The 15,025-nt window shown below is 71.8% G+C and carries 15 protein-coding genes; 5 read left to right on the top strand and 10 right to left on the bottom strand.

Annotated features, from left to right (window positions below; all coding sequences use genetic code 11):
• Positions 1-86: 86 nt before the first annotated feature.
• The 4 genes from ACF09J_RS23945 to ACF09J_RS23930 form a co-directional block, all read right to left on the bottom strand.
• The gene (locus tag ACF09J_RS23945) at positions 87-1,292 is read right to left on the bottom strand and encodes a cysteine desulfurase family protein (RefSeq protein ID WP_392307475.1); all 1,206 of its coding nucleotides are present in this window, start codon (positions 1,290-1,292) and stop codon (positions 87-89) included.
• On the bottom strand, positions 1,289-1,957 hold the full coding sequence (locus tag ACF09J_RS23940) for an ArsR/SmtB family transcription factor (RefSeq protein ID WP_392307474.1): 669 nt from the start codon (positions 1,955-1,957) through the stop codon (positions 1,289-1,291). The genes ACF09J_RS23945 and ACF09J_RS23940 overlap by 4 nt, the downstream gene beginning before the upstream one ends.
• A gap of 124 nt (positions 1,958-2,081) precedes the next feature.
• Positions 2,082-3,344: an MFS transporter gene (locus ACF09J_RS23935; RefSeq protein WP_392307473.1), complete on the bottom strand. Its 1,263-nt coding sequence runs from the start codon at positions 3,342-3,344 to the stop codon at positions 2,082-2,084.
• A gap of 123 nt (positions 3,345-3,467) precedes the next feature.
• Entirely contained in the window at positions 3,468-3,980 is a 513-nt protein-coding gene (locus ACF09J_RS23930) for a GNAT family N-acetyltransferase (protein WP_392307472.1), read from the bottom strand.
• Positions 3,981-4,316: 336 nt separating this feature from the next.
• On the opposite strand from ACF09J_RS23930, the gene ACF09J_RS23925 reads away from it, so the two are divergent.
• A complete protein-coding gene (locus tag ACF09J_RS23925; protein ID WP_392307471.1) occupies positions 4,317-4,547 on the top strand; it encodes a hypothetical protein in 231 nt (76 codons plus the stop codon).
• Between the two features lie 88 nt (positions 4,548-4,635).
• On the opposite strand, the gene ACF09J_RS23920 is transcribed toward ACF09J_RS23925, so the two are convergent.
• The gene (locus ACF09J_RS23920) at positions 4,636-5,973 is read right to left on the bottom strand and encodes a dicarboxylate/amino acid:cation symporter (RefSeq protein WP_392307470.1); all 1,338 of its coding nucleotides are present in this window, start codon (positions 5,971-5,973) and stop codon (positions 4,636-4,638) included.
• Positions 5,974-6,678: 705 nt separating this feature from the next.
• Here ACF09J_RS23920 and ACF09J_RS23915 point away from each other — a divergent pair.
• Both ACF09J_RS23915 and ACF09J_RS23910 read left to right on the top strand, forming a co-directional pair.
• Complete coding sequence (locus ACF09J_RS23915) at positions 6,679-7,206, top strand: transglycosylase SLT domain-containing protein (RefSeq protein ID WP_392307469.1); 528 nt, start codon at positions 6,679-6,681, stop codon at positions 7,204-7,206.
• A gap of 276 nt (positions 7,207-7,482) precedes the next feature.
• Positions 7,483-8,739: a glycoside hydrolase family 3 N-terminal domain-containing protein gene (locus ACF09J_RS23910; protein WP_392307468.1), complete on the top strand. Its 1,257-nt coding sequence runs from the start codon at positions 7,483-7,485 to the stop codon at positions 8,737-8,739.
• Positions 8,740-9,055: 316 nt separating this feature from the next.
• Here the strand turns inward: ACF09J_RS23910 and ACF09J_RS23905 are convergent, their stop codons facing one another.
• On the bottom strand, positions 9,056-9,679 hold the full coding sequence (locus ACF09J_RS23905) for a LysE family translocator (RefSeq protein WP_392307467.1): 624 nt from the start codon (positions 9,677-9,679) through the stop codon (positions 9,056-9,058).
• 67 nt (positions 9,680-9,746) lie between these two features.
• Positions 9,747-10,868 (bottom strand): diaminopropionate ammonia-lyase, encoded by a 1,122-nt coding sequence (locus tag ACF09J_RS23900; protein ID WP_392307466.1) that lies wholly within the window; start codon positions 10,866-10,868, stop codon positions 9,747-9,749.
• Positions 10,869-10,984: 116 nt separating this feature from the next.
• On the opposite strand from ACF09J_RS23900, the gene ACF09J_RS23895 reads away from it, so the two are divergent.
• A complete protein-coding gene (locus ACF09J_RS23895) occupies positions 10,985-11,965 on the top strand; it encodes a LysR substrate-binding domain-containing protein (protein WP_392307465.1) in 981 nt (326 codons plus the stop codon).
• Between the two features lie 214 nt (positions 11,966-12,179).
• On the opposite strand, the gene ACF09J_RS23890 is transcribed toward ACF09J_RS23895, so the two are convergent.
• On the bottom strand, positions 12,180-12,626 hold the full coding sequence (locus tag ACF09J_RS23890; RefSeq protein ID WP_392307464.1) for a VOC family protein: 447 nt from the start codon (positions 12,624-12,626) through the stop codon (positions 12,180-12,182).
• 203 nt (positions 12,627-12,829) lie between these two features.
• Here ACF09J_RS23890 and ACF09J_RS23885 point away from each other — a divergent pair, with 203 nt between their 5' ends.
• Positions 12,830-13,561 carry an MgtC/SapB family protein gene (locus ACF09J_RS23885; RefSeq protein WP_392307463.1) on the top strand — a complete coding sequence of 244 codons (732 nt, stop codon included), beginning with the start codon at positions 12,830-12,832 and terminating at the stop codon, positions 13,559-13,561.
• Between the two features lie 22 nt (positions 13,562-13,583).
• Here the strand turns inward: ACF09J_RS23885 and ACF09J_RS23880 are convergent, their stop codons facing one another.
• Positions 13,584-14,012: an ATP-binding protein gene (locus ACF09J_RS23880; protein WP_392307462.1), complete on the bottom strand. Its 429-nt coding sequence runs from the start codon at positions 14,010-14,012 to the stop codon at positions 13,584-13,586.
• A gap of 188 nt (positions 14,013-14,200) precedes the next feature.
• Positions 14,201-15,013 (bottom strand): anti-sigma factor family protein, encoded by an 813-nt coding sequence (locus ACF09J_RS23875; RefSeq protein ID WP_392307461.1) that lies wholly within the window; start codon positions 15,011-15,013, stop codon positions 14,201-14,203.
• Positions 15,014-15,025 lie beyond the last annotated feature (12 nt).

Genomic DNA, 15,025 nt, shown 5'->3' with positions numbered 1-15,025 from the left:
CTCACACACGGGGGGAACGGGCCTGACGCGGTCACGCGTAGGGCCGCGCGGTCGGGTCCGCCTCGTCCGTTCTCAGGCGGTGACGGTCACCGGGCGCGTGCCGAGAAGGAGTTCGGCGTGCCGGTGGCGGTGGCCGACGCGGCGATCGCGGTCGCGGCCTCAAGGATCTCGTCCCGGGTGGTCCAGCGCCCGAGGGAGAGCCGAACGGCCTCCAGGGCCCGGGCGGGGTCGATGCCCATGGCGGTGAGGACGGGTGAGGGGGTCCGGGTGCCGCTGTGGCACGCGGAGCCGGTGGAGGCGGCGATCCGGGGTGCGCCGTCCAGCAGGCGGTGACCCGGTACGCCGTCGATGCCGATGTTCAGCGTGTTCGGCAGCCGGCGGTCCGCGGGTCCGTTGAGCCGGACCCGTCCGGGCAGGGCGTCGACGAGCCGGTGGTGGAGTTCGTCGCGCAGTTCCCCGATCCGCCGGAGCGCGCCGCCGGCGAGGTCGTCGGCCGCGAGCCGTGCGGCCGCGCCCAGGGCCACGGCGAGGGCGACGTTCTCGGTGCCTGCGCGCAGCCCGCGTTCCTGGCCGCCGCCGTAGACGACCGGCTCGAGTCGTACGCCCTCGCGCACGAAGAGGGCGGCGATGCCCTTCGGCGCGTACATCTTGTGCCCGACGACGGTGAGCAGGTCGACGCCCGACTCCCGCACGTCCAGCGGGATCTTCCCGGCGGCCTGGGCGGCGTCGCAGTGGAACAGCGCCCCGGCCCGGTGGGCGGCGTCGGCGAGTTCCCTCACCGGCTGGAGGGCGCCGGTCTCGTTGTTGGCGGCCATGACCGAGACCAGCACGGTGTCGTCGTCGAGCGCGGCGGTCAGCACGGCCGGGTCGACCAGGCCCTCGCGGTCGACGGGCAGCACCGTGATCCGTGCCCCGTGGAGGCGTTCGAGGGCCTGGCAGGTGGCGAGGACCGCGGGGTGCTCGGTGGCCTGGGTGATGACGTGGGGGCGGGTCCGGGCGGCGGCCAGGGTGGCTCCGCGAAGGGCGAGCAGGTCGGCCTCGGATCCGGAGGCGGTGAAGACGATCTCGCCCGGGCCGGCACCGATCAGCTCGGCGACCTGGGCACGCGCCGCCGTGAGGGCGCGGCGCGGTTCGCCGCCGTAGGCGTGAGTGCTGGAGGGATTGCCGAAGTGGCCGGTCAGATGGGGCAGCATCGCTTGCACGACACGCGGGTCGACGGGCGTGGTGGCGTTGTAGTCGAGGTGGACCGGCCCGTCGGTGAGGCCCGGGTGCGGCGGCGGGAGGCGGGTCATGAGCGGGCTCCGGCGTGCACGGGCAGTTCGGCAAGGCGCCATTCGAGCATGCCGTCGCCCAGGCGGACGGCGCGGCGCCCGTTCTCGGTGAGCAGGCGTACGGCGTCGTGGGCGAGGACGCAGTACTCGCCGCGGCAGTAGACGACGACCTCGGCGTCCTCGGGCAGTTCGCCGACGCGGGCGGCCAGTTCGCCGACGGGGATGGAGACGGCGCCGGGAATGTGCCCGGCGCGGTACTCCTCGACCGGGCGTACGTCCAGGAGCACCACCTGCCCGGCTTCCGCGCGGGTCCGCAGTTCCTCCCGGGTGACCGTGTGGCCGCCTCCGTCGCCGAGGTAGGCGTCGCGGGCGGCCGGCACACCGGCCTGGTGGGTCTCGGCGACCTTGCGCAGCAGGGCGAACAGTTCGGCGACGTCCTCGCCGGCGAGCCGGTAGTGGATGCGTACTCCCTCACGCCGGGTGCTGACGAATCCGGCCTGCTTGAGGGTCTGGAGGTGCGCGGAGGCGGTCGTCAGGTTCAGTTCCGCCGCCTTCGCCAGCGCGTCGACCGTGCGCTCGCCCTGGGCGAGGAGGTCGAGCAGTTCCAGGCGCTTCCCGCTGGCCAGCGCCTTGCCGCTGGCCGCGAACGCGTCGTAGAGCCGGGCCTTCGCGGTCGTCTCCGCCATGCTGCTCCCCTGCCTCCAGGCATCTTCCTCCATAAATCTATGGAATAGGCTACCTGGACTGCCGTCTGACGCCGGTGAGGCTTGGCGTTCGCCGCGCCGTGCCGTCGGTTTCACCCTTCGCTGTTCACCGGCTGTGGGCGGTGACGGCGATGGCCGGGAGGACGGCGAGGGCGAGGACACCCGCGGTCAGGGCGAGGACGGGATAACCGGCGAGATCGACGACGACGCCGGAGGCCAGTCCGCCGGTGGCGCCCGCGAGGGCGATGGAGACGTCCACCATGCCCTGGGTTCTGGCGCGGGTGGCCGGCGGCACCGTGTCGGTGATGATCGCGGTGCCCGAGACGAGACCGAGGTTCCAGCCTAGGCCGAGCAGCGCCAGGGCGAACGCCAGCAGGGCGACGGAGTCGCCGGGGGCGAGGGCGGCGACCAGGCCCGCGACGAGGAGGGTGACCCCGGAGGCGGCGGCGATCGCGAGCCGGCCGCAGCGGTCGACGAGGCGGCCGGTCAGCGGCGAAGGCAGGTACATCGCGCCGACGTGGATGGCGATGACCAGGCCGGAGGCGGCGGTGCCGTGGCCGTGGTCGTGCAGGTGGACCGGGGTCATGGTCATCACCGCGACCATCACGAGCTGGGTGAGGATCATGACCAGGGCCCCGAGCACCACGCCGCCGCGCGGTCTCTCCGGCGCGTCTGCGGCGGTCCGACCGGCCCGTGCCGGCCGCGCGCCGGGGGTCTGCTCGGCCTCGGCGAGGCTGCGGGCCAGCAGGAGCGGGTCGGGGCGCAGCCGGAGCGCGAGGACGCAGGCCGCCGCCGCGTACGCGGCCCCGGAGAGCAGGAACGGTCCGGCCAGGCGGGGAAGGCCGAGGAGTGCGGCGAGGTCGCCGGTGGGGGCGGCCAGGTTGGGGCCGACGACGCCGCCGAGGGTGGTGGCGACCAGGACGGTGGACACGGCGCGGGCACGGTGGGTGGGGGCGGCGAGGTCGGCTCCGGCGTAGCGGGCCTGGAGGTTGGTGGCGGTGCCGGCGCCGTAGACGAACAGCGCGGTGAACAGCAGGACGGGGCTGCCGAGGGCCGCGGCGGCGAGGACGCCGGCGCTGCCGATCGCGCCGGTGAGGTATCCGGCGGCCAGGCCCGGGCGGCGGCCGCGGGCCTGGGACACCCGGCCGACGGCTGTCGCGGCGAGCGCGCTGCCCGCGGTGAACAGGGCGCTGGGCAGTCCGGCGAGACCCGTGGTGCCGAGCATGTCCTGGGCCAGCAGGGCTCCGACGGTGACGCCCGCCGCGAGCCCGGCCCCGCTGAGGATCTGGGAGGCGACGAGGACCTTCAGGATGCGGCGCTGCACGTCGGGACCGGCGGCGAGGGCGGACGAAGCCGCGGTGCTCGTCACGGGGTGGGGCTCCTTCCGGGCGTCCTACGAGAACTCCGCGCGCACTATTCCACACATCCATGGATCATCGTAGGTCGCGCCGCGGCCCCGTCAGGCCGGGCACGGGCAGCCGCGGCCCGGTCCTCAGCGCACCAGCTCGTCGGCCAGCAGGTCCATCAGGAGGCCGTCGTGCCAGGTGCCGTCGGCGCCGCGCTCGTACCGCCGCATGATGCCGACCGGCCGGAAGCCGACCTTGGTGTAGCAGCGGATGGCGGCGGCGTTGTCGGCTGCCGGGTCGATGACCAGGCGGTGGTGGCCGTGGGCGTCGACGAGATGACGGGCCAGGGTCCGTACGGCGTCGGTGCCGAGTCCCCTGCCGTGCACGGCGGGATCGAGGAAGATGTCGATGCCGGCGTGCCGGTAGTCCGGTTCCTCCTCGGCGTGCCACTGGATCATGCCGATGGACCGCTGCCGGTGGTCGATGGTCAGGCACCGGATGTCCGGGTCCTCCAGATCGGCCGCGATGTCCGCCGCCAGGTCGTCCCCGCCCCTCCACCGTGCGCGTACTTCCGGTGTGGCCCGGATACCGGCCAGGGCGGGGATGTCCTCGCGGACCGTGGGCCGGAGGAGGACGAACGCGCCGCGCAACTCGGTCATGGCCGGGAACTTTACGGGAGTCGGCCGTGCGCCGCGTGGTCCAGGGCCTGTTGTGAAAGTCCCGTCGTCCGCCCGGAGGGCGGGCCTCGCGGCGTCAGGTGCGTGCTTTGGGGGTCCCCCTGCTCGAAGAGCTTGGGGGAGCGTGCATGGCGTCGCGAGGCAGGCGGGACTTTCGCAACAGGCCCTGGTTTCCACGGCGGCCCAAGGCCCGGGATTCAGGCGGAAAACAGGGATCGCGGGCGCGAGTTCGCTCGTGATCGAGATGCGGCCTTCGGGAAGCGGTGCCAAGAATCGAACTGAGAGGCAGTGACGCCGACTACAGAAAGGCTGTCGATCATGCGAAGCAGGATCATGCGCGCTCTGACCGCCAGCGTCGCCGCAGGCATGCTCGCCAGTGGAGCGGCCGTGGCATCTGCAGGAACCGCCCTCGCGGCACCGGCGAACACCCAGGTGACCAGCAGTCACCACGCCGCGGTGCCGGACCCCACCAAGATGCCGCACAAGAAGTGCCCGAAGGGTGAGCACCTCAAGAAGGTCCACGGCAAGTGGGGCTGCCACAAGAAGTAATCGCCAGCCACAGGAAACGCACCTCCGCCCTGCCGGCCAACTGCCGGCAGGGCGGAGGATGTTGTGGCCCCCTGAAGCGGGGTGGGCGTCAGGCGGACACCGGGGCCGCCTGCGCCGGGTCGTCGTAGAGGCTCTCGACGTGGTCGGCCGGGGAGGCCGAGGCGCTGTCGTACTTCGCGTGGTCCAGGATCTTCTCGCGGGCGGAGACGAGCACCGGGACGAGCGCCTGACCGGCGACGTTGGTGGCCGTGCGCATCATGTCCAGGATCGGGTCGATGGCGAGCAGCAGACCCACGCCCTCCATCGGCAGGCCGAGGGTGGACAGCGTGAGCGTCAGCATGACGGTCGCGCCCGTCAGACCGGCGGTGGCCGCCGAACCGAAGACCGAGACGAAGGCGATGAGCAGGTACTCCTTGACGCCGAGCTGCACATCGAAGATCTGGGCCACGAAAATCGCGGAGATGGCCGGGTAGATGGCCGCGCAGCCGTCCATCTTGGTGGTCGCGCCGAACGGCACGGCGAAGGAGGCGTAGTCCTTCGGGACACCGAGGCGGATCGCCGACTGCTGGGTGACCGGCATGGTGCCGACCGAGGAGCGGGAGACGAAGGCCAGCTGGATGGCGGGCCAGGCGCCCTTGAAGAACTGGATCGGGTTCAGCTTCCCGACGACGGAGAGCAGCAGCGGGTAGACGCCGAACAGGACCAGGGCGCAGCCGATGTAGATGTCGGCGGTGAAGGTCGCGTAGTTGCCGAGCAGGTCCCAGCCGTACTGCACGATGGCGCGGCCGATGAGGCCCGCGGAGCCGATCGGGGCGAGCAGGATCACCCACCACAGGGCCTTCTGGAGCAGTTCCAGGATGGACTCGGAGAGTGTGAGGACCGGCTGGGCCTTCTCGCCGATCTTGAGGATGGCGATACCGGCGACGACCGCCATGAAGACGATCTGAAGGACGTTCAGTTCGGTGAACGGCGTGATGACGTCGGTCGGGATGATGCCGGTGAGGAAGTCGAGCCAACTGCCGGCGTGGTCCGGCTTGGCGCCGTCGGCCGGGGTGAGGGCGGAGCCGGAGCCCGGGTTGGAGACCAGGCCGATGACGAGGCCGATGACGACCGCGATCAACGAGGTGATCATGAACCAGAGGAGGGTCCGGCCGGCCAGGCGGGCCGCGTTGTTGACCTTCCGCAGGTTGGTGATCGACACCAGGATCGCGAAGAAGACCAGCGGTGCCACGGCCAGCTTGAGGAGCTGTACGAAGATGCCGCCCACCTTGTCGAGGGTGGTGGCGAGCCAGGACACGTCATAGGTACGGGCGACGAAGCCGAGGACCAGGCCGACGGCGAGGCCGATCAGGACTTGGGCCCAGAAGGGGACGGGTATCCGGAAGCCGGAGTTCGCGGGCTTCGGATCGGCGGTGTTCGTGGACACGGACACACTCCAGTAGGGACGCGCGGAAAGGTGAGTTCGAGCGGGGAGTTACAGGAGCGGCGCCCAGAAGATACGTCAACAGCGCCGCTGCGTCGATGAGTTCGCGGTCAGGCGCGACAAGCCGCGGACATGCAGCGGCAGAGATCGACATGCAGGCGGGCCACGAGCGGTACGCCCATGACGGCGCGGCAGACGCCGTAAGGGGCGTCTGCGCGGTACGCGGCTGCTGTCTTCACGGCGAAACGTTAACACTTCTACTTTGAGAACCTCAAAGGGCCCCTTTGGATTGAGGGGGCCCTTTTCCAGCCTTGTGGGGACCCCCGCCCCTCAACGGGTTCCACTTGTCCGTTTTGGGGGTTTTTTCCCGCGCCAGGAGGGCCCGAGGATGTGATGCCACCCATAGGAGCCAGATCACGTCCTAACGTCGGTCGTAGCGAGAGGGTGGCCACAACCAGCGAAGAAAGCCGCACTGTAGAACATTTCGGGCATTTACTACGCAGTCGGGTAGTACGTCACATCGTTGCGCCCCGCTCGGCCGGCCGCTAACCATTGCTGTCGTTGCTCCGAGCCACGAGACGGACGACCCGGCGAACTCCGCCGGTGCCGCCCACTCAGGCCTGTGCAGCACGGGGCGCCGCCCCAGCGCCACCGCAAACGATTGCGGCCGGCACCTGACGACATCCCCCACTGGAGAGTTACTTCCGCATGGCCACGACCACTCGTACCGCCCGCTTCGCCCGTCTGCGCAACCTCACCCTCACCGGCATCGCCACGACCGGCGCCGCTGCCGCCGCCCTGACCCTGATGCCGTCGCCCGCACAGGCTGCCGAAGCGACGCAGGTGCACCCCGCCTCCGTGGTCGCGGCCCACTCCACCGACAGCCGCACCGCCTACAGCGGCAAGGCCGGCTACAGCAACAACCTCGACGGCTGGATCCGCCAGTCCCTGGCCATCATGAAGGCCAAGGGCATCCCCGGCAGCTACGAGGGCCTGCACCGCAACATCATGCGCGAGTCCGGGGGCAACCCCCACGCCCAGAACAACTGGGACGTCAACGCCCGCAAGGGCACCCCGTCCAAGGGTCTCCTCCAGGTCATCTCCCCGACGTTCAACGCCTACCACGTCGCCGGCACGGCCCACAGCCTCACCGACCCGGTGGCCAACATCACCGCGGCGGCCAACTACGCGGCCCACCGCTACGGTTCCATCGACAGGGTCAACTCCGCGTACTGATCCCGCCCTCGCGGTACTGATCCAGCGCACACACGTCGAGCGCACACACACGCACGCGTACGACAGGCCGGTGCCGGCAGCGACAACCGCTGCCGGCACCGGCCTGTTGCGTCGCCGGAGGCGTCGGCACCCTGCGTAATCACCGAAGGAGCGGACAAATGCCCAATAAAGTACCGTGTGATGGTCGTGGCGGGCACGGCTCGCCATGACGAAACAGCCGCGGGACAGGCGGCTGTGGGGAGGGCCCCGCACTCGTACAGGCCAGGAGACGAACCCATGACATCACGTGTCCGGCAGATCAGGAGCCGCCGTTCCACAGCCCTGCGCTGCGCGGCACCGTTGGTCACCCTGGCGCTGGCCGCCACCGGCTGCGGTGCGTCGGTCACGCCCGGGCGAATAGGCGACTCGCCCCGGTCCCCCGCCACCACCGCGGCCGACCCGCCCCCCGCCGCCGCGAGCACCCCCTCGCCGACCGGGGCCACCACCTGTACCGACCGCTACTTCTCCGGCATGACCACCGCCCAGCGGGTCGGGCAGCTGCTCATGGGCGGGATCTCCGCGGCCCATCCCGACCAGGCCCAGCTGCGCACCCTGCGCGACCACCACGTGGGCGCCATCATGCTGACCGGCCGCAGCACCGCCGGCGTCACAGCGACCAGGAAGACGGTCGACGGCTTCCAGAGCAAGGCGGACCAGGCCGGCGGGCGCCGGGTCGGTCTGCTGGTCGCCACCGACCAGGAGGGCGGCCAGGTCCAGGTCCTGAACGGCCCCGGCTTCTCGGCCATGCCCAACGGCCTGACCCAGGGCAGCTGGTCCACCTCGACACTGCGCAGTCAGGCCGCCGGCTGGGCGAAGCAGCTCAAGGCGGCGGGGGTCAATCTGAACCTGGCGCCGATCGCCGACGTGGTGCCGGCCGGTCTGGGCACCCGCAACAAGCCCATAGGGTCCTTCCGGCGGGAGTACGGCCACACCCCGGAGATCGTGACCTCCCACTCGGGCGCCTTCGCCGCCGGCTTCGCGCAATCGGGCGTGCTGACCACACTCAAGCACTTCCCCGGGCTGGGCCAGGTGATCGGCAACACCGACGTCACCGCCAACGTCGTGGACTCGGTGACGACCGCGAACAGCGCCGGCCTCGAGCCCTTCCGGGCCGGGATACGGGCCGGCTCCCCCTTCGTGATGGTGTCGTCGGCCACGTACACCAAGATCGACCCCAACCATCTGGCGGCCTTCTCACCGACGGTCATAGGTCAGTTGCTGCGCGGCCGGCTCGGCTTCAAGGGCGTGGTCATCTCGGACGACATCGGGAACGCGGTCGCGGTGCGGTCCTTCACCCCCGCCCAGCGGGCCGTGAACTTCATCGAGGCGGGCGGAAACATGATCCTCACGGTGCGGCCGAGCACCGTACCCGCGATGACGCAGGCCATCGAGGCCCGGATGCGGCAGGACGCCTCTTTCCGGGCCAAGGTGAACGACAGCGTGCGCCGGATCCTGGCCGCCAAGCAGTCGGCGGGACTGCTCGACTGCCACTGAGGCCCTGACTGCGATCGGATCCGCGGGTCAGGTACTCAGGGCGCGCCTGGGGTGCCTCAAGCAGCGGCCGCCATCGGGTGGCCGCTGCGGGCGAAGGCGTTCCAGAGCTGGACGAGCAGACGGATGACGAGCGCCTCGATCACGGCGGTCGCCACTTGCGTGAGGAGAGAGGTCAACAGGTGGGGCACGGGGTGCCGCCCTTCTTGTGCGTGTTCGGGTCACTTGTCTTTGTCCGCTGCCGCGACGTCGCGCGGGCCGACCGCAGGTGACCGCGGGTTTAACTTTCGGTTTCACTTGGGCGGAGTCGCACGCGGGGTCAGCCGGCCGAGGCCGCGACCACGAGCCCGAGACCGATCAGTACGACGCCCGTGGTCCGTCCGAGCGTGCGGCGGACCCCCGGCCTTTCGAGGGCGCGTCCGGCCCTGGACAGCAGCAGAGCATAGCCGCCCAGCCACGTGAGCGTCAGGGTGGCGTGAAGGAGGACCAGCAGCGTCATGGCCCAGGCGGCGGGCAACCGGGGCGGGGCCAGGGTGGGGAGCAGCCCGGAGTAGAAGACGGCGATCTTCGGATTGAGGGCGTTGCTGACCAGGCCGGTCCGCCACGGGTTTTTGGCGGCGGCCGATCCGCTGTCCGCGCGGGCGGGGTGCGCCGCGTCGCGCCGGTTCTGCCACAGCGCCTGCGCGCCCAGGAGGACCAGGTATCCGGCGCCGAGGAGCTTGACGACCAGGTAGGCCGTGGGCGAGGCGGCGAGCACCGCCGCGAGTCCGGCCACGCTGAGCGCGCCCCAGAGCAGCAGCCCGGTCACGATCCCGCCCACGGTGCGCAGCGCGTCCCCCGTGCCGGCCACGAGGGCGCGCCGGGTGACCACCGCCATGTCGGGGCCGGGCACGACGGTCAGCAGGCCGAGGACACCGAGCGCGGCCGCGAGATGGGTCAGCACGCCGCCGCCCTCCGCCGGATCGCACTGGCGGGGGTGGTCCGGGCGCGGTCCTTCCGGTGCGGCACGGTCACTGGTCCGTGGCGGAGTGCGGGTTCGCGTCGCGGCCCTCGGTGCTCAGCAGCACGACCACGGAGGCCGGACCGAGCCCCAGGGCCGTACGGCGCTCCTCGCCGCCCACGCCGGTCAGCACCGCGCGGAGACCGGCGAGCGCGGCGGCCCCGCAGGGGCCCGAGGAGACCCCGAGGGCGGCGAGGCCGGCGGCCGCACGGGCGCTGTCGGCATCGGGGACGGCGACAGCGGCGTCCAGGCCGCCGTGCAGGTAGGGCCAGGCGATGCTGGAGGGGGTGCCGCAGTTCAACCCGGCCATGGTGGTGTCACCGCCTGTGACGGTGACGGGTTCGCCGCGGGCGAGGCTCTCGAGGACGCAGGCGGCGGACCGCGGCTCCACCGACAGCAGCGCGGGAGCGCGCCCGGAGGGGCGGCTGCGGTAGTGGGTGACCACGGCCTGGGCCAGGGAGCCCACGCCCACCGGTATGGACACGAGGTCGGGGCCCTCGGCGGCCCCCGCGGCCGACAGCTGCTCGTCGATCTCCGCGCACAGGGTCGAGTAGCCCTCGACGATCCATCCCGGGATCCGTTCGTAGCCCGGCCAGGCGGTGTCCTGGACCAGGACCGCGTCCGGCGCGGCAGCGGCCTCGGCGGCCCGGCGCACGGCCTCGTCGTAGGAGCCCGGGACCTCGGTCACCTCCGCCTTCTCGGCGGCGATGGCCGCCACGGCCCGCGGATGCACTCCGCGCGGTACGAAGACGTGGGCGCGCTGCCCGAGCAGGCGTGCCGTGCGGGCCACCGCTCGGCCGTGGTTGCCGTCGGTGGCGGTCACCAGCACGACCGGTCCCGGCTCCGCGCCGCTCGCGGCCCGCTCGACGAGGATGCGGTGGACCGCCCAGGATGCGCCCAGGGCCTTGAACGCGGGCAGCCCGAGACGGCGCGACTCGTCCTTGACGAAGACCCGGCCGACGCCCAACTCCTCAGCGATCGGCGGGAGTTCGGTGAGCGGGGTGGGTGAGTAGCCGGGCAGCGCGGTATGGAAGTCCCGTACCTCGGCGGGTGCGGGACCGCACCGCCAGGTGCGGGCGCGGGGGCGTACGGACCACAGCGGGGTGCGGCGTCGGGAGGCGTTGTCAGACACACGTTCAGGGTCCAACGCCCTCCTATGATCGGTCCAGCGAATGTTTTCTACCTATACTCGTCGGGGAAACCGATGAATCAGGACGTCGCTCCCTGACGGCGAGGAGAGCCCCCGCGATGTTCGATCTGCACCGGCTGCGGCTGCTGCGGGAACTCAAGCACCGCGGCACGCTGGCCGCCGTCGCCGCCGCCCTGTCCTACGCCCCCTCCTCCGTCTCCCAGCAGCTCTCGCAGCTGGAGGCGGAGGTCGGCGTCCCGCTGCTGGAGCCGGCCGGGCGGCGGGTGCGGCTGACCGAGCAGGCCGAGATCCTCGTCGCCCACACCGAGGCGGTCCTCGAACGTCTGGAGCGCGCCGAGGCCGACATCGCGACCTCGCTGTCCGACCTGACCGGCACCCTGCGCATCGCCTCGTTCCAGACGGCCGCCCTGGCTCTGGTCCCCACCGCGCTCGGCATGTTGCGCGACCTTCATCCGCAACTGCGCGTCCACGTCACGCACATGGAACCCGAGAAGGCCCTGCCCGCCCTGCTGGCCCGCGACTTCGACCTGGTCCTCGCGGAGGAATACCCCGGCAACCCCAACCCGCGGCCCTCCGAACTCGAACAGGAGGACCTGCTCGACGACCCCCTGCGCCTCGCTCTGCCCCGGCCGGCCGACGGCCCGGACGCCGACGGCCCGATGGCGGCGCTGCGCTCACTCGCGGAGCACCCCTGGGTGATGGAACCCGAGGGCACGGCCGCACGGCACTGGGCCATGACCCTGTGCCGCAACGCCGGCTTCGAACCCGACGTGCGCTTCGAGACCACCGACCTGCTGCTCCATCTGCGCCTCGTCGAGCAGCAGCACGCTGCGGCCTTCCTCCCGGACCTGGTCTGGTACGGGCACTCTCCCACCGTCCCCCTGCGTCAGCTCCCCCGCGGCCGGCGCGCGCGCCGCATCTCCACCGTCGTCCGCCGCGGCGGCAGCCGCCACCCCGCCGTCCTCGCCTGCCGCGACGCCCTCCTGCACGCGGTCGCCCTCCACTCCGGCCGGGCACAGGACAGCACTGCGCTCGGACTCATTTCGAGAGGGGCTCGGCAAGGGCGTGGACCTCGATGACGGCCTCGGTGAAATCAACGGGTGCTTCCTGCGGCACGTCGTGGCCGACCTTCAGCGTTCTGTGCGCGTAAAGAACGACCGGGCGGCCGCCCGCGGGGCCGGCCTCGGCGTATCCGACGTTCCCTCTGGCGGACCGCGCAACAAAGGCGTGCCCCGCGTTGACCCGGCCGGGTGGACTCCTTCTCGAAGCCGGTAGGTCCGCGGCCCGGCCGTGTCAGTCCTCCGCGTCCGCCGGCTCGACGGCCGTCAGCGTCACGGTGCCGTCGTCGGCGACCGACCAGCCGGGGTTGTGGCACACCTCCCAGCGATGGCCGTCCGGATCGGCGAAGTAGGCGTGGTAGCCCCCGAACGCCGCGCGTTGCGGCTCCTTGAGGACCGTCGCCCCTGCCGCACGAGCCCTCTCCACGGCCGCGTCCACGTCGGCGGGCGACTCGAAGTTCTGCGCGAGGGTGAAGGGGGTGCCGGCCACTGCCGCCTGCCCGGTGTCGGCGCCGAGGTCGGCCAAGGGGAAGAGCCCCAGCGCCAGCCCCCGGCCGACCTGGTAGAAGACGATCTCGTCCAGATCGAGCAGCGGCGTCCAGCCCAGGCCTTCGCTGTAGAACCGGCGGCTGACCGCCAAGTCCCCCACGCCCAACGTCACCAGGTTCAACTGCTGGTTCATCGATCCCTCCCACGCCGACAGGAAATGGCCGTACGGGCGAACGCTACCGCCCGCGGCGGGGCGGCCCGGTACAGGGCGCGGCGGCCCGGTTCTTGCCCCTTTGGCCGGAAACCGTGCGTGAACTTCGGACAGGGGTGATCGTGTCGTGCCAGGTTGGGGGTAGATGTCGGCTTGACGAAGAACGTACGGGGCAGGAGGTGCGCGTGACGGGGCTCGCGGCGGCGTTGTGGGACTTGGGCAACGGGCAGGGTGTGCGGCAGCTGTCCGAGCTGGGGCTGGCACTGCTGTTGTCGAGCCTGATCGGCTGGGAGCGGGAGGCCAAGCAGAAGAGCGCGGGCCTGCGGACGCACACGCTGGTCGGGATTTCCAGCGCCCTGATGATGGAGGTCTCGCAGCACGGGTTCACCAATGTCCTGGGCCTCGAGAACGTCTCGTTCGACCCGTCCCGGGTGGCGGCGCAGATCGTGTCGGGAATCGGGTTCATCGGCGGCGGGCTGATCTTCGTGCGCCGGGACGCGGTACGCGGCCTGACGACCGCGGCGACGGTCTGGCTGACCTGTGCGGTCGGCATGGCCTGCGGCGGCGGGCTGCCCGTCCTCGCGATGGCGACCACCATCGTGCACTTCCTGGTCGTCCGCGGATATCCGTTTCTGCTGTCCACCCGTCTGATGTCCGGCACGTCCACCCACGTCTTCGAGACGCGCCTGACCTACCGGACGGGCACCGCGCTGCTGCCGCGCCTGATGCAGGTCTGCACCCGTCGCGGCTTCCGCATCCTCCAGGTCAGGGTCGAGCGGCTGCCCGGCCGCACCGACGACGCCGCGAAGGTGCTGCTGGAGCTGGAGGGCACCGAGGATCCCGCGCAGCTGGCGTCCGAACTCTTCCAGGACGACGGAGTGATCGACGTGGAGATGACGACGGGCGACGAGGAATAGGGCGTCCGGGTCCGGGTCCGCGTCACGTCCGGCAGCGCAGGCAGGCGCGCACCTCTCGGCCGCCGCGGGTCTGGTGGACCTCGGTCGACTCCGCGAGGTAGCGGACGATGCCGGTGCCGCGGCCGTGTTCGTCCGGGGCCAGGTCACCATGGCGGTGCTCCACGGCGGTTCCGGAGTCGCTGACGACGATGTGCAGGGTGTCGTGGTCGAGGAAGAGCAGCAGCGTCATGTGCTCACGCCCGTACTGGGCGGCGTTCGCGGCGAGTTCGTCGACGATGAGAACGGCGGAGTCCCGCTCGCTCTGGGGGACGCGCCAGCAGTCCAGCAGGTCCGCCGCGAAGTGCCGGGCGGCCGGGACGTGCGCCGCCCGCGCGGGGAGGGTGAGCAGCGCCTGATGGCGGCAGTGCGAGAGCAGTGGGGGACTCGGACAGGCGGGATCGGTCACAAACATGGTCGTGTGGCTCTTCTGTAGGGTGCGGAGGCCGGAATCCGAGGGGCCGCCCGTGAACCGGGTGGAATCGCTTCGGCTGTACCCGAGTTGGACCCCTCATCCAGTTCCACGGAGAGTGAGTACCACACGGTTCGGGACCGATTGCACCTTTCACGGCATTTCTGCGGGTGCGGGCTCCCGGAGGGCGCCTACGCCCGGATGGTGACCAGCCGCTGACCGCTGCCCGTGATGATCTCGAAGTGCTGGATGGCTCCCGGCGAGAGGGACACCGCTCCGGGGATCGTGGTGCCGGGAGGGTACTGGCCCGCCCGCCAGGTGGCGGCGTCCGTCCTGCTCCCGCCGGGCCCGATGGCCTGCAGGTGACAGACGACGCCGGCGGGCGCCCCTCCGGCGGAGACCTGGACGGCGCTGCCCCACGCGGAGGGCGAGACCTTCACAGACGCGGTGACGCCGGTGGCGGAATCGTGTCCGGAGAAGGTGCGCGTCGGGGCCTGCGCGGTGGCTCCGGGCGGTGTGGCCTCACTGACCACGGATCCGCCGACGGCGAGCCACGTGCCGCCGGCCGCCGCCCCGACGAGTGCCAGGGAGGCGGCGGCTCCGGCCCACTGCATGCGCCACGTCCTGCGACGCCTGGCGGCGGCCTGCTGGAGCATCCGTTCGAGGAGGCCCCCTTCCGGCTCCTGGGCGGCCGCGGACGCGCCGGAGGGCGCCGCAGGCGCCTTCGACACGCTCTCGGCGGCCCGCCGCACCAGCCGGTCGGCCAGGTCCCCGCCCACCGCGGGCAGAGCCGGCCCGGGAGCCTCAAGGCCGGCTTCGGCGCCGGCGTCGGCCTCGGTGACCGTCGCGAGCAGCTCCGGCAGTCCCGCCAGCTCGGCGTGTTCCTGCCGGCACTCGTCGCACGTCGCGAGGTGGGCGCGCACCTGCTCGCTCTCCGCCGGGGACAGCGCGCCCAGGACGTATCCGCCCAGCGCCAGCCGGAGGGCGTCGTGGTCCGCATTCATGGTCGGCACCTC

Source organism: Streptomyces sp. NPDC014889 (assembly GCF_043081205.1).
Lineage (GTDB): Bacteria > Actinomycetota > Actinomycetes > Streptomycetales > Streptomycetaceae > Streptomyces.
Note: the sequence above shows the minus strand (reverse complement) of the source record. Positions and strands in the feature narration are given on the sequence as shown.

Bases quoted from the DNA above. Each gene is read 5' to 3' on its own strand.
- ACF09J_RS23890 (WP_392307464.1), bottom strand. From the start codon at position 12,626: ATGAACCAGCAGTTGAACCTGGTGACGTTGGGCGTGGGGGACTTGGCG.
- ACF09J_RS23895 (WP_392307465.1), top strand. From the start codon at position 10,985: ATGTTCGATCTGCACCGGCTGCGGCTGCTGCGGGAACTCAAGCACCGC.
- ACF09J_RS23925 (WP_392307471.1), top strand. From the start codon at position 4,317: ATGCGAAGCAGGATCATGCGCGCTCTGACCGCCAGCGTCGCCGCAGGC.
- ACF09J_RS23915 (WP_392307469.1), top strand. From the start codon at position 6,679: ATGGCCACGACCACTCGTACCGCCCGCTTCGCCCGTCTGCGCAACCTC.
- ACF09J_RS23880 (WP_392307462.1), bottom strand. From the start codon at position 14,012: ATGTTTGTGACCGATCCCGCCTGTCCGAGTCCCCCACTGCTCTCGCAC.
- ACF09J_RS23910 (WP_392307468.1), top strand. From the start codon at position 7,483: ATGACATCACGTGTCCGGCAGATCAGGAGCCGCCGTTCCACAGCCCTG.
- ACF09J_RS23875 (WP_392307461.1), bottom strand. From the start codon at position 15,013: ATGAATGCGGACCACGACGCCCTCCGGCTGGCGCTGGGCGGATACGTC.
- ACF09J_RS23940 (WP_392307474.1), bottom strand. From the start codon at position 1,957: ATGGCGGAGACGACCGCGAAGGCCCGGCTCTACGACGCGTTCGCGGCC.
- ACF09J_RS23945 (WP_392307475.1), bottom strand. From the start codon at position 1,292: ATGACCCGCCTCCCGCCGCCGCACCCGGGCCTCACCGACGGGCCGGTC.
- ACF09J_RS23930 (WP_392307472.1), bottom strand. From the start codon at position 3,980: ATGACCGAGTTGCGCGGCGCGTTCGTCCTCCTCCGGCCCACGGTCCGC.